Source organism: Hymenobacter crusticola (genome assembly GCF_002154225.1).
Lineage (GTDB): Bacteria > Bacteroidota > Bacteroidia > Cytophagales > Hymenobacteraceae > Hymenobacter > Hymenobacter crusticola.
Map to the genome: position 1 here is coordinate 558,576 of NZ_MTSE01000001.1, position 13,558 is coordinate 572,133.

The 13,558-nt window shown below is 57.4% G+C and carries 11 protein-coding genes; 9 read left to right on the forward strand and 2 right to left on the reverse strand.

What is annotated here, in order from left to right:
• Positions 1 to 50: 50 nt before the first annotated feature.
• Positions 51 to 1,121 (reverse strand): peptide chain release factor 1, encoded by a 1,071-nt coding sequence (prfA, locus tag BXP70_RS02340; RefSeq protein ID WP_086592389.1) that lies wholly within the window; start codon positions 1,119 to 1,121, stop codon positions 51 to 53.
• 215 nt (positions 1,122 to 1,336) lie between these two features.
• Here prfA and thrA point away from each other — a divergent pair, with 215 nt between their 5' ends.
• From thrA to BXP70_RS02370, 6 genes are all read left to right on the forward strand, one after another.
• Complete coding sequence (gene thrA / locus BXP70_RS02345) at positions 1,337 to 3,781, forward strand: bifunctional aspartate kinase/homoserine dehydrogenase I (RefSeq protein ID WP_086592390.1); 2,445 nt, start codon at positions 1,337 to 1,339, stop codon at positions 3,779 to 3,781.
• A gap of 85 nt (positions 3,782 to 3,866) precedes the next feature.
• Positions 3,867 to 4,808 carry a homoserine kinase gene (locus BXP70_RS02350; RefSeq protein WP_086592391.1) on the forward strand — a complete coding sequence of 314 codons (942 nt, stop codon included), beginning with the start codon at positions 3,867 to 3,869 and terminating at the stop codon, positions 4,806 to 4,808.
• A 79-nt stretch (positions 4,809 to 4,887) separates the two neighbouring features.
• On the forward strand, positions 4,888 to 6,225 hold the full coding sequence (gene thrC, locus BXP70_RS02355; protein ID WP_245849438.1) for a threonine synthase: 1,338 nt from the start codon (positions 4,888 to 4,890) through the stop codon (positions 6,223 to 6,225).
• A gap of 235 nt (positions 6,226 to 6,460) precedes the next feature.
• Positions 6,461 to 7,138 carry a c-type heme family protein gene (locus BXP70_RS02360; protein WP_086592392.1) on the forward strand — a complete coding sequence of 226 codons (678 nt, stop codon included), beginning with the start codon at positions 6,461 to 6,463 and terminating at the stop codon, positions 7,136 to 7,138.
• Positions 7,139 to 7,227: 89 nt separating this feature from the next.
• On the forward strand, positions 7,228 to 8,010 hold the full coding sequence (locus BXP70_RS02365) for a toxin-antitoxin system YwqK family antitoxin (RefSeq protein ID WP_086592393.1): 783 nt from the start codon (positions 7,228 to 7,230) through the stop codon (positions 8,008 to 8,010).
• Between the two features lie 86 nt (positions 8,011 to 8,096).
• Entirely contained in the window at positions 8,097 to 9,353 is a 1,257-nt protein-coding gene (locus BXP70_RS02370) for a protoporphyrinogen/coproporphyrinogen oxidase (RefSeq protein WP_143436344.1), read from the forward strand.
• Positions 9,354 to 9,414: 61 nt separating this feature from the next.
• Here the strand turns inward: BXP70_RS02370 and BXP70_RS02375 are convergent, their stop codons facing one another.
• Positions 9,415 to 9,876, reverse strand: a complete 462-nt coding sequence (locus BXP70_RS02375; protein ID WP_086592394.1) for a hypothetical protein — start codon at positions 9,874 to 9,876, stop codon at positions 9,415 to 9,417.
• 201 nt (positions 9,877 to 10,077) lie between these two features.
• Here BXP70_RS02375 and BXP70_RS02380 point away from each other — a divergent pair, with 201 nt between their 5' ends.
• The 3 genes from BXP70_RS02380 to BXP70_RS02390 all read left to right on the forward strand — a co-directional run bounded on the left by BXP70_RS02380 (position 10,078) and on the right by BXP70_RS02390 (position 13,460).
• Positions 10,078 to 11,793 (forward strand): M28 family metallopeptidase, encoded by a 1,716-nt coding sequence (locus tag BXP70_RS02380; protein ID WP_086592590.1) that lies wholly within the window; start codon positions 10,078 to 10,080, stop codon positions 11,791 to 11,793.
• A gap of 213 nt (positions 11,794 to 12,006) precedes the next feature.
• Positions 12,007 to 12,426, forward strand: a complete 420-nt coding sequence (locus tag BXP70_RS02385; RefSeq protein ID WP_086592395.1) for a hypothetical protein — start codon at positions 12,007 to 12,009, stop codon at positions 12,424 to 12,426.
• A 383-nt stretch (positions 12,427 to 12,809) separates the two neighbouring features.
• Positions 12,810 to 13,460, forward strand: coding sequence for an HAD family hydrolase (locus BXP70_RS02390; protein ID WP_086592396.1), 651 nt, complete (start codon positions 12,810 to 12,812; stop codon positions 13,458 to 13,460).
• The last annotated feature ends 98 nt before the right edge of the window (positions 13,461 to 13,558 follow it).

Consider the following 13,558-nt stretch of genomic DNA (forward strand, 5'->3'; position numbering starts at 1 on the left):
TCACTCCGCTCGATCTAGGTTCCGTTAGCAGAATGCTCAATAGGCAACGTTTACGCGACGCCTTCTTTCAAACGCTCGGCACTTTCGGCAATGCGGAGCTGCTCCACAAAATCGTCGATGTTGCCATCCATCACGTTTGCTAGGTTATAAACTGTCAGACCAATGCGATGGTCCGTAACCCGACCTTGGGGGTAGTTATAGGTGCGAATCTTATCCGAACGGTCGCCGCCCCCGATCATGCTCTTACGTTGCGCGCCTTCGGCTTCGTTCTTCTTGGCTAGCTCAATCTCGTAGATGCGTGAGCGGAGCACTTGCAGCGCTTTATCGAAGTTCTTGAGCTGCGACTTCTGGTCCTGGCACTGCGCTACAAGGCCCGTTGGGATGTGCGTGAGGCGCACGGCCGAGTACGTCGTGTTTACGGACTGACCACCAGGGCCTGACGACATGAACAGATCCTTGCGGATATCGTTCATATCCAACTGTATATCTAGCTCTTCCGCTTCTGGCATTACCACGATAGAGGCTACCGAGGTGTGAATACGGCCTTGGGTTTCAGTTGCTGGCACGCGTTGTACGCGGTGCACGCCCGACTCAAACTTGAGTTTGCCATACACATCTTCCCCCTTCAGCGACAGCACAATTTCTTTGTAGCCGCCCGAGGTGCCTTCCGTTGCATCAATCAGATCCATGCGCAGGCCGTGCTTTTCTGCATAGCGCATGTACATACGCTGCAAGTCGCCGGCAAAAATAGCGGCCTCGTCGCCGCCGGCCCCAGCCCGGATTTCCATGATGACATCCTTGGAATCGTTGGGGTCTTTCGGGATCAGCAGGTCTTTGATAACGGCTTCCAAGCGCTCTTGCTCTGGTACAAGCTCATCAAGCTCGGCCTTCGCCATTTCGCGGAAGTCTTCGTCTTTCTCCGTAGCAATGACTTCGCGGGCGCCCTCGATGTTGGAGAGCACCTGTTGATAATTGCGATACTCGGTTACGATCTTGCCGAGGTCTTTATATTCTTTATTGAGGGCCTTATAGCGCTTCATGTCGCTCATGGCCTCGGGCTGCATGAGCTGTTCGTTTACATCTTCGTAGCGCTGGCGAATGGCCTCCAGTTTATCTAGCATAGTGCCTTCAGAGAATTGTATTTAGTATGCAAAGGTACAGAATATAACACGACTGCCATGGGCTCCTGTTCCCGTTAGTTCGTTGGTTTTCTGCCTTTGGAGTACCGGATTTGTTCAAAAATGCCCTAATATGGTGCCGCAATTCGGCCCACCCCGCCAGAAAGCGTTTAAACCCGCTTTCGCTGCTTTTCACATAGTTCACCAACCGCGTTTGTATGCAGGTTTTAAAGTTTGGGGGCACATCGGTTGCCAACGCAGAGAATATCAACAAAGTAGTACGGGTAGTAGAAACCGCGGCTCAGAAAGACACCACCGTCGTTATAGTTTCCGCCCTGGGTGGTATCACGGATGCCCTGATTGAAGCCGGCACCCTAGCGGCCGCCGGGCAAGAGTCCTACAAAGACAAGCTCCGCCTCATCGAGGAACGCCACTTCGAAACGGTGAAAGCGCTGATTCCGGTAGCGAATCAAAGTGCCGCGCTTAGCTTGGTGAAGAAGAAATGCAACGAGCTGGAAGGCATCTGCGACGGCGTGTTTCTGCTGGGCGAGCTTTCCACCCGCACCCTCGACCGCATCATGAGCTTTGGCGAGTATGTGTCGTCGTCGCTGGTGGCGGCTCGCTTGCAGGCCCTCGGCATTCAGCACCAGTGGAAAAACAGCTGCGAGCTAATTCGCACCAACAGCCGCTTCGGCTTTGCGGAGGTAGACCTAGCCACCACCTACGCCCAGATTGCCGACTACGTAGCCACCACGGCACAACCGTTGTACGTTGTGCCCGGTTTTATTGCCTCCGACGGCGCGGGCACCACCACGACCCTAGGCCGGGGCGGCTCCGACTACAGCGCGGCCCTGTTCGCGGCGGCGCTAAATGCTAGCTCCCTGGAAATCTGGACCGACGTGAGCGGCATGATGACGGCCGACCCGCGCCTCGTGTCTACGGCCCGCCCGATTTCGCACATCTCCTACCAGGAGGCTATGGAGCTTTCGCACTTCGGGGCGAAGGTGCTGTACCCGCCCACCATTCACCCGGTGATGCACCGCGGCATTCCGCTTTGGATCAAAAATACCTTTGCCCCCGACGATTACGGCACGTTGGTAGAGATAACCCCGCCCCCGAGCCAGAACGTGGTGCGTGGCATTTCGAGCATGGGCAACCTAGCTTTGTTGAGCCTGGAAGGCAGCGGCATGGTGGGCATTCCCGGCTTCTCGAAGCGCTTGTTTGAGGCGCTTTCGCGGGAGTTAGTCAACGTAGTCCTTATCACGCAAAGCTCCTCGGAGCATTCGATTTCGGTGGGCATCAGCGCCCTCGATGCTGAGCGCGCACAAGCAGCCGCCAACGCCGAGTTTGCACCCGAAATTGCGGTGCACAAGCTAGAGCCCGTGCACCTAGAGCGCGACCTAGCTATTGTGGCCGTGGTTGGCGAAAACATGAAAAACCACCCAGGTATCAGCGGCCGGAAATTTGCTGCGCTGGGGGGCAATGGCGTGAATATCAGAGCTATTGCGCAAGGCTCGTCGGAACGCAACATTTCCACCGTAATCCGGGCTAGCGACGTGCGCAAGGCCATCAACGTGCTGCACGAAGCGTTCTTCGAAACGGTGTACAAGCAGGTCAATCTGTTCATTGTCGGCATCGGCAACGTGGGCAGCAAGCTGCTCGAACAGCTCGCGCAGCAGGAAGCCTACTTGCTCGAAAAGCTCCGCTTACAGGTGCGCGTAGTGGCCATTGCCAACAGCAAGCACTTTGTAGCCAATGACGAAGGCCTTGACCTCAAAACTTGGTCGACGGCCTTGGCCGATGGCGAAATCATGCACCTCAACGAGTTCGTAGAGATGGTGCGCACCAAGAACTTGCGTAACAGCATTTTTGTGGATGTGACAGCTAGCGGGGAAGTTGCCAAAACCTACGCGGCCGTGCTGGAGAAAAGCGTATCGGTGGTGGCTTGCAACAAGGTGGCGTGCTCCTCGCCCTACGCGTCGTACGCCAACCTGAAGGCGCTGGCGCGGGGCTACAACGCTTCCTTCCTATTTGAAACGAACGTGGGTGCTGGCTTGCCGGTTATCGGCACGCTGAACGACTTGTTGCGTAGCGGCGACGTGGTGCAGCGTATCGAAGCGGTGCTGTCGGGTACGCTCAACTTCGTGTTCAACAACTACGATGGCACCATTCCTTTTGCCGACGTGGTGCGCCGCGCTCAACAGGAAGGCTACACGGAGCCCGACCCGCGCCTCGACCTAGGGGGTACCGACGTAGCCCGTAAGATATTGATTCTGGCCCGCGAAGCCGGCCAAGTGATGGAAATGGACGACATCACCAACGAGAGCTTCCTGCCGGCTTCCTGCATGGAAGGCACGGTACCTGAGTTTTACGAGCAGCTCGCCGTGCACGAGGCGCACTTCCGCCGCCTCTACGACGAGGCTAGCGCCGAGGGCAAAAAGCTCAAATTCGTAGCACGTTACGCCGATGGTAAAGCTGCCGTCGGCCTGCAACACGTGGGCCCCGACAGCGACTTTTATCAGCTGCAAGGCAAGGACAATGTGGTGCTCTTCTACACAAACCGCTACCCCGAGCAACCGCTGGTAGTGAAAGGAGCTGGTGCTGGTGCCGATGTGACGGCCGCCGGCGTGTTTGCCGACGTAATGCGCGCCGCGCGCATCTAAAGACTCTCGCTCTGCTTGACGCAGCACCTAGCTTTCTCGCACGAGAGGAGGCTAGGTGCTCAGTCACAACCACTCAGCAACTCTCATGTCTTCGACTTTATCCTCCAGCCAAGTAACCGTGCTGGCGCCTGCCACGGTCGCCAACGTGGTGTGCGGCTTCGATGTGCTTGGCTTTGCCCTGCACGAGCCCTACGACACGATGCGTATGCGCCTGACCGACAAGCCTGGCGTAACGATCATCAACAAAGACGATTACAACCTGCCTACCCAAGCCGAGCGCAACGTAGCCGGCGGCGCGCTCCTAGCTTTGCTGCGCGACGCTACCGATGTGGTGGGGTTTGAGGTAGAAATTACCAAAGCCATTATGCCCGGCAGCGGCATTGGTTCTAGCGCGGCCAGCGCGGCGGGTGCGGTGGTGGGGGCTAACCACTTGCTCGGCAACCGCTATTCGCCGGCCGAGTTGGTGCGCTTTGCCATGTACGGGGAGGAAATAGCGTCCGGCGTGCAGCACGCCGACAACATTGCCCCCTGCATCTACGGCGGCGTTACGCTCATCCGGGCCACGCAGCCGCTCGACATTGTGCCGCTAGCCGCGCCGCCGCTTTGGGTAACCGTGGTGCACCCCCAAATCGAAGTGCGCACCTCCGACGCCCGCGACATTCTCAAGAAGCAAGTGCTGCTAAAGGATGCTATTCGGCAGTGGGGCAACGTGGGCGGCTTAGTGGCGGGTCTGTTGAAAAGTGATTACGCGCTGATCGGCCGTTCCTTGGAGGACGTTATTATTGAGCCGGTGCGCAGCATTCTCATTCCGGGCTTTGCCGATGTGAAGTTGGAAGCTAAGAAAGCGGGTGCCCTAGGTGGCGGCATTTCCGGCTCGGGCCCCTCTATCTTCATGCTGAGCCAGGATGAAGATACGGCTCGCCAAGTGGAGGCCGGCATGAGCGAAACCTACACCCGCCTCGGTATTGATTTTCACACTTACGTCACCACCATCAACTCGGAAGGGGTGCGCGTGGTGATTGAGTAAACGAACAGCGCGAAGCTCCAGCTTCGCGCGTTGCGGAACAGCTTGCGCCGGGTCCTGTTTCGCAACCATTGTGCAACCGATGCACGAAGCTGGAGCTTCGCGCTACAACCCTTCGATCATGCTGTATTACAGCCTTAAGAAGCAGGCGCCGGCTGTCGACTTCCGGCAAGCCACGATTGCCGGGCAAGCGCCCGACATGGGTTTATATTTCCCGGAGCGCATCCCTAAGTTCTCCCCCGATTTTCTACGAGAACTCAAGCATAAGAACAAAGCCGACCTAGCTTTTGAAGTCATTCAGCCCTACGTGGGTAATGCTATTCCGGAGCAAGACTTGCGCCGCATCTGCGCCGAAACGGTTGACTTCGAGTTTCCGCTGGTTTCTATCACCGACCGCATCAGCACGCTGGAGCTGTTTCACGGCCCAACTCTTGCGTTCAAAGACGTGGGGGCGCGCTTCATGAGCCGTTGCCTCGGTCACTTTTCACAGCAGCGCGAAGGCAAAGTAACCGTGCTAGTGGCCACCTCCGGCGACACGGGCGGCGCGGTAGCCAGCGGCTTCCTGGGCGTGGAAGGCGTCGATGTGGTCATTCTGTACCCAGCCGGCAAGGTCAGCTCCATTCAGGAGCTACAGCTCACGACCCTAGGCCAAAACATCACGGCGCTGGAAGTTCAGGGTACGTTCGACGATTGCCAGCAGCTCGTAAAGCAGGCGTTTGTAGATCAAGAGCTTACGCAGCGTCGGTCGCTCACGTCGGCTAATTCCATCAACGTGGCGCGGTGGCTGCCCCAGCAGTTTTACTTCTGCTACGCTTGGCAACAATGGCAGGGCGAGGAGCCGCCGGTAGTAGCCGTGCCTAGCGGCAACTTCGGCAACCTAGGTGCTGGTCTGCTTGCCTACGAATCGGGCTTGCCGATCAAGCACTTCGTGGCGGCTTGCAACATCAACGACTCGGTGCCAGCCTACCTGCTCAGCGGGGAGTTTGAGCCGAAGCTAGCCGTACCGACCCTCTCCAACGCCATGGACGTGGGCAACCCCAGCAACTTTGTGCGCATTCAGGAGCTGTTTAAGCTTGATTACGAGCACATCAAGAACACCATTACCGGCTACACCGTCACCGACGAAACTACAGCCGATACCATCAAGCGCGTGAAAAATGAGCAGCACTACCTGCTCGATCCGCACGGTGCAGTGGCGTATCATGCCTTGGAAGACTACCTAGGCCAGCACCCCCATGACCAAGGCTTCTTCCTCGAAACGGCCCACCCCGTGAAATTCTACGACACCGTGGAACCGATTACGAACGAGAAGATTGCGCTGCCCTCGGCGGTGGAAGCCATTCTGGGCAAGGAAAAGAAAAGCATTCCACTGGCGCCTGACTTTGCGCAGCTAAAAGAATACCTACTAGCTACTGCATAGCGCTTGGTAAAGCTAAAAGCTAGAGCTACAAAGCTCCCCTCCTTTTTTAAGGAGGGGTTGGGGTGGCTGGCTAGAGCTAGAAAACTAGACCTAGCCTGTCGTTCAACGAGTTTTACCACCCCCAACCCCTCCTTAAAAAAGGAGGGGAGCTTTGTAGCTCTAGTCTTAAAACTTGGTTTACATTTTCAACTTATTGCCTTAGAACGAGGTTTCTAGTACGTATTCTCCTCTTCTTATGCGCCTGCTTTTTTCTGCTACTACCTTGTTGCTGCTCAGCCTTGCGGCTTGTTCGTCCGACCAGATTCAACACCTGCGCGACACGAAGAAGATTGCCGTGGAAGCCGCCAACTGGGAGGTGAAGCGCATTATGCCAGCCGACTTACTGCACGCAGCGCGCTGGGCCGGCGACACGCTCACCCGCACCGCCGACCGCGAGCTACGCCGCTTGCTAAAAGCAAAGCTTGAGGAGGGTGGGGTGGCGGCCGCTCTTCCCTACTGCCGCCCGGAAAGCTATGCCTCCACGGATTCGATGGCGCGTATCCTGCAAGCCAAGCCGCGCCGTGTGAGCAGCCGCCCACGTAACCGTGAGCACCTCGCTAGCTTGCCAGCCGCTCAGCTTCAATCAGATACCACCCGGCTGGTGGTGCGGCCTAGCGCGGAGGTGTTCACCTATCAGCGCCCTATTGTGCTCGATGATGCATTGTGCTTACGCTGCCACGGCTCGGTGGGCGGCGACATCACGGCGGCCGATGATGCGCTGATCAAGAAAAACTACCCCCGCGACCAAGCCACCGGCTACCGCCTCGGGCAAGTGATGGGAGTGTGGCAGGTAGAGCTAGCACGGCCCGGCGTGGCGGAGTTCTACACCATGAAAACGCGTAAAGTCATGAAGCCGAGGCCGAAGCTGTTTTGATTTTTGCACCTAGGCTAGCTTCTGACTTTTCCGCCCTCAGCTTACGTTTCAAGTACGTAGTGCTCAGCACCTAGCTTTTTCTATCATCTATGCGCTATTGCTTCGTTTTATTGGGTCTGCTTATCGGTTGGGTAGGAGCAGTTCAGGGACAGCAACGTAGGTTTCCAGCCACCCCAACGGCCAACCTGCGCGACTGTTACCGCGTGGCTGCCCTACCGGACAGCATAGCTTTCTTTTACTCAGACCGGTACCTGCTTACCCCGGCTGGTTGCGCCGCAATACGGCGCCATGTGCGCTTCGATAGTACGCGGGTGTTCAAAGGCTTCGTGCGCGATTATTGGATGCACAACAACCTGCTGGCACTAAAAGGAGCTTTTCGCAATGGCAAGAAGGAAGGCGTATTTGAACTCTACCACCGCACGGGAGAGCTAGCTGCCCGCGGACACTACCATGAGGGCCAGCAAGTTGGTGACTGGGCCTACTGGTATCCATCGGGCAAGCCGCGGCAAGTACTTAGTTTCGGGGCGGGGGGTGAACCCATCGTGCAACAATTTTGGGACGAAACCGGCAAGCAACTGGTGCGCAACGGCAATGGCACTTGGTACCGCGACGAGGAAGATGTGCGCTGGGGCGGCACGGTGGTCAATGGTATCCCCGATGGCCGCTGGCGGCTACAACAGCTAACAGGTAGCAAAACCCTAATAGCTAGTGAAAAATACGCGAATGGCCATTTTCGCAACGGAATAACCGTAGCGTCAGGCGAGTACTACCTAGATCAGTCGCGTATCTCCTTGAATGACTGGGAAGACTACAGCACCGCGGAAACGTTCAAGATTGGTCCTCCCTGCCCGCCCGCGGAAACTCTAAAGTGAGTGAAAGGCAACCTAGTCTCAACAGGACCGACTTATAGCTGTTGTACACGTAACGCCGTTTCTCTCACTTCCACTATTCTTTGCTTATGAGTTCTTCTGATCCTATCATCATTATCGGGGCAGGTATGGCGGGCCTAGCTTGCGCCAACTACCTGCACCGCGCGGGCCAGAAGGTACTAGTGCTGGAAGCAGCTGATGCCGTAGGCGGCCGCGTGCGCACCGACGTAACGCCCGAAGGATTTCGCCTCGATCGTGGCTTCCAGATTCTCCTCACGCGCTACCCTGAGGTGCAGCGCCTGATCGACTACGGCGCTCTGAACCTGAAAGCATTTCGCTCGGGAGCTGTAACGCGCTTACCAGATGGCCGCGAAACGACGCTCGTGAGCCCACTGCAACAACCCCTGGCAGCCCTCTCAGCCCTAGCATCGCCGGTGGGTAGCCTCACCGATAAGCTACTGATTGCCAAGCTCGCTCGCCAGGTTAGCCAGCACACCAGCGAGGAGCTGCTGGCTCAACCCAGCACCGATACGCTCACGTACTTGCGCCAGTATGGCTGGAGCCCTTACATCATTGACTCCTTTTTCCGTCCTTTCTTCGGCGGCATTTACCTCGACCGTAACCTGAGCACGGCGAGCAACTTCTTCGAGTTCGTGTTTCAGCAGTTCATTGTAGGCGAAGCAGCTGTGCCAGCCCTTGGTATCCAGCAGATTCCGGAGCAGCTAGCAGCGCGGCTGCCGGTCGGCACCGTGCGCCTGAATACGCCCGTCGAGGCGGTGCACGGCGCCCAAGTGCGCCTGCGCAACGGCGAAATCCTGACGGCGGCGACCGTAGTAGTGGCCACCGACGGCGACTCTGCCCGCGCCTTTCTGCCCCAACTGGCCGGCACGTCAGCTACCGAGTGGCGTCAAACGACTTGCACCTACTTCGCCGCCGACCGCTCGCCGGGGCACGGCGACCGGCTCCTGCGCCTCAACTCAGTGCCCGACGGAGTAGCGCACAATGTTGCCTTCCTCAGCGACGTAGCACCCGATTACGCTCCGGCTGGCCGGGCACTCATTTCTGTGAGCACCCAGGGCCTGCATGGCCTGAGCGAAGAGGAACTGTTGGCGCAGCTTCAGCCGCAGTTGGTCGCTTGGTTTGGCCCTGAAGCCGCGGGGTGGCAGCACCTGCGCACCTACAAAATCGACCATGCTCTGCCCGTATACGCAGCGGGACAGCCGCCACGCCAGCCTCTAAAGCTAGCCGACGACCTCTACCGCTGCGGCGACTGGACGGCCTACCCGTCGCTGAATGCGGCTATTGCCACTGGGCGCGAAGTCGCTGAAATGATCTTGGCGGGCTAGCCCCACTGCGAACCTAGGTAATCTTGTTTGAGCAGCGCGGCCTACGGCGTCCGCACTGCGGCTAGCTATCTGTGGCTTTTTTGCGGGCAGTTTTGGCGGCCTTGGTATTATCTACGGTCGGCTTACCTGCTTTCGAGCCGGTTTGCTTTTTGGCGTTGGTAGCCTTTTTTTCGGCGGGCGAAAGCTCATCCCAGGCCTCCTTGGGCAGGTAGCGCGTGGTGCCACCGGCGCGTTTGGCGGGTTTGCCATCGGCGGTTTGCCAATCCTCTTTCGTCCATTTATTAAGGTCTTGCTGCTCTTCCGTGGGCTTGTCTTTCTTGTAGCCACCACCCGCTTTCTTGTATTCGCTGGCCAGCAGCTGCGACTTGCGGGCGCTCCACTTTCCTGCATCGCCGCCCTTGTCGCCGGCCTTTATTTCTTCCTTTAGCCGCTCGCGCAGGGCTAGGTCGGTGTAAGTGTCTTCGGGTTTGGCTTTGGGTTTAGCCGCCGTTTTCTTCGGCTCGCCCGTCGTCTTCTTTTCCATGCTAAAAGCGTAAGAGTTCGTCTTAAAGAGCTTACGCGTAGCACAACCGCAGAGTGACGAGTCCAGCCCGACTAGTGAGCAAAAGCCCGATTCTTACACCTAGCTTCTTTTTGCGCAAGTGCCCGCCCCGATGTTGACCAAAATTGGATTGCGCCGCTTATTTTGGTAGCCACGCATTTCCTCACCTTCTCCACTTCGCGCATGCACATTTCCCCTTCTCGTTTGTTAGCTCCCGCGTTGCTGCTTGGTTTGCTGGCTAGCTGTCAGAGCCAAACCAAGCCAACTGCTTCCACGGAAAGCGGCACGCCCACAGCAGCCCCAACCGATACGACCATCACCTCCCCCAACGACGGCATTACCGGCGCCGACCTGGGAGAGCATATTAAGGTTCTGGCTTCGGATGCTTTCCAGGGCCGCAAGCCGTTTACGGCGGGCGAGGAAAAAACCACGGCGTACCTAGCCGATCAGTTTCGAAAGCTAGGTCTGAGGCCCGGCCCAGACGGCAGCTACTTCCAAAAGGTACCGTTGGTGGAAATCACGGGGATGCCAGCGCCTACTATGCAAATAACCGGTGGCAAGAGCGGCCCGCTCACCCTGAACCTGAGCACCGACTATGTAGCTTTCACCGAGCAGGAAAAGCCTTCGGTAGCCGTTACCAATTCGCCGCTGGTGTTTGCCGGCTACGGCGTAGTAGCGCCCGAATACCAGTGGGATGACTATGCCGGCCTCGACGTGAAGGGCAAAACCGTGGTGGTGCTAGTGAATGACCCCGGCAACGCCGGCAACGACACTACGTTCTTCAAGGGCAACGCCATGACTTACTACGGCCGCTGGACCTACAAGTACGAAGAAGCTGCCCGGCACGGCGCCACGGGCCTGCTCATTGTGCACGATACCAAGCCCGCGGCTTACCCTTGGTCGGTGGTGCAGAGCAGCTACTCTGGGGCCAAGCTGCGGCCCCAAACTGCCGACAAAGGCGCCAGCAAGTGCACCCTAGAAGGCTGGCTGACGCTGGACGCCACCAAGCGCCTCTTCCAGGCTGCTGGCCAAAGCTACGACGATGCTTATGCCGCCGCCAACAAGCCTGGCTTCAAGGCTATGCCTCTGAACCTGACCGTTAGCACCACCATTAAAAACAAGCTGCGTCGCACTGCATCTAAAAACGTGGTGGCTGTAATTCCTGGCGCTACTCGCCCGAAGGAATACGTGGTTTACTCGGCGCACTGGGACCACCTAGGTATTGGGGCGCCAGTAGCCGGCGACTCCATTTACAATGGAGCCCTCGATAACGCCAGCGGCTGCGCTGCGCTGCTCAGCATTGCCAAAGCGTACACCCAGCTACCCAAGGGGCCTGGTCGCAGCATTGTGTTCTTGGCCGTAACCGGTGAAGAACAAGGGCTGCTCGGTTCTGCCTACTACGCGGCGCATCCCGTGTTCCCGCTCAACAAAACGGTGGCCGACCTGAACATGGACGACCTGCCTGCCAGCGGCCCCATGCGCGACCTGACGGTGATTGGCTACGGCCAGTCGGAGCTCGACGACTATGCCCGCGCGGCGGCCAAGGAGCAGGACCGCTACATCTTACCCGACCAAAACGCCGAGAAAGGCTATTACTACCGCTCCGACCACTTCAATTTTGCTAAAGTCGGGGTGCCGGCGCTGTATGCCAGCGGCGGCGCCGATAGTCGCAGCAAGGGCAAAGAGTACATGGAAAAGCAGCACCAAGAGTACGAGGCCAAGCACTACCACCAGCCCTCCGACGAGTACAACCCCAAGTGGGACTTGCGCGGCATGGAGCAAGATGCCCGGCTGCTGTTCCAAGTAGGCCTGCGCCTAGCCAATGAAACAACTTTTCCGCAGTGGAAGCCAGGCTCGGAGTTTAAAGCCATTCGCGAGAAAAGCTTGGCGAACAAATAGCAAAGCTCAACCGTACAACTCTTTTATGTTATCCATCGTTGAAAAGCCCTGGCACTTCGTCAGGGCTTTTTTTCGTCAGCGTGTGGTTCTTGCTGCTGGTACTACTCAGCCGCTGACCCTGCCGCGACAAAACGTCCCGCTGCCTAGCGTTTCGTTTGCGTACTGCTTGCTCTAGCTACCAAAGCGCCCGTTCAGGGTGCTTTCCTTCCCCTCATGCACACCCTCGACCTCGATTACGTACGCTTGGCTTACCGCTCCGACTTGCACGTATTGTTTCTGCGCTGGACGCGCCCGGTTTCATCGGCCGAGCATCAGGAAGGGTACCAGGCCGCCCTCTCCCTAGCCCGCCAGATGCAGGTGGGCCATTGGCTTATCGACCTGCGCACCAGGGGCCTAGCTTCTGCCGAGGATTTTCGGTGGGTGATGGTTGATTTCAGGCTGACGTTGGCCGCGGCGCTACCCGATCTGGACCGCCGTTTGGCGTACTTCGTGACGCCTTACCACGCGATGCTCATTCAGGAACGACAACGCGAGATAGAAGCAACGAATCCTTTGCCGGCTCATACGCCGACCGCCGTGCAGGCTTTTACTGAAGAACGGTTTGCCCAGCAATGGCTAGCAGCAAAGCCTTAGCTACTGCGATTTAAACGCTGTGCTGCTTGCGCGACCTGAAACCGGCGGCGCATCCTCTGTATGTGCCTAGCAACACGGCAGCGCCTACCGAGTGAACGTTGCCAGCCATTTGGTAAAAGGCTCACAAACTCCGACCTTTCATTCCTCTCTCCCTTTGAAGCCCCGGCTATTTAGCTGGGGTTTCTTTTTATACGCTGCAACGTCAAGCAAAATACTCCGATTAAACTACTTTTAATCAGCCAATTGCTCATACTCGCAGCGTAGTGAGCAGGCCCCTTCTACGGCAGAATAACCAATACGTCGTGGCGGAAGTGGCGGAAAGGCCGACCTTTGCCCCGCGCTAGTCTTCTCAATGGCGCTGCGTATTAGTAACGACCTGTAGAATGAAAGCGTTTATTTTCGACTTGAACGGCACCATGATCCACGATATGGAATACCATACGCGGGCCTGGCAATCCTTATTCAACCAAGAACTAGGGGGCAACTTTAGCTGGGAAGAAGTGAAGCCCCAGATGTACGGAAAAAACAGCGAAGTACTCGTGCGGATGTTCGGCCCCGATCGGTTTACGGAAGCCGAGATGGACCGCTTGTCACTTGAGAAAGAGCGCCGGTATCAGCAAGAGTTTCGCCCTTATTTGCAATTACTTCCCGGCCTAGATGAGTTTCTGGAACAGGCGCACCAGCAAGGCATCCCGATGGCAATCGGCTCGGCGGCTATTCCGTTCAACATCGACTTTGTACTAGATAACCTCAATATCCGGCGCTATTTCACCGCCGTCGTCAGCGCCGACGATGTGACGTTGAGCAAGCCACACCCCGAAACGTTTCTGAAAGCAGCCGCGCTGCTCAAGGCAGCACCCGCCGACTGCATCGTGTTTGAGGATGTGCCCAAAGGCGCCGAAGCCGCTCAGAATGCCGGTATGCAAGCCGTAGTGCTTACCACAACGCACGAAGCGCATGAGTTTGCCGCGCTGCCAAACGTGCTGCATTTCGCCGCCGACTTCACCGATCCGTTTGTAAAAGCGCTTCTATAAGCGAATAGACTACCTAGTTTACAAGCAGAAAGAGTGGGTTCTCGTGCAAAGCGACCCATGCAGCTAGCTGCATGGGTCGCTTTGCACGAGAACCCACT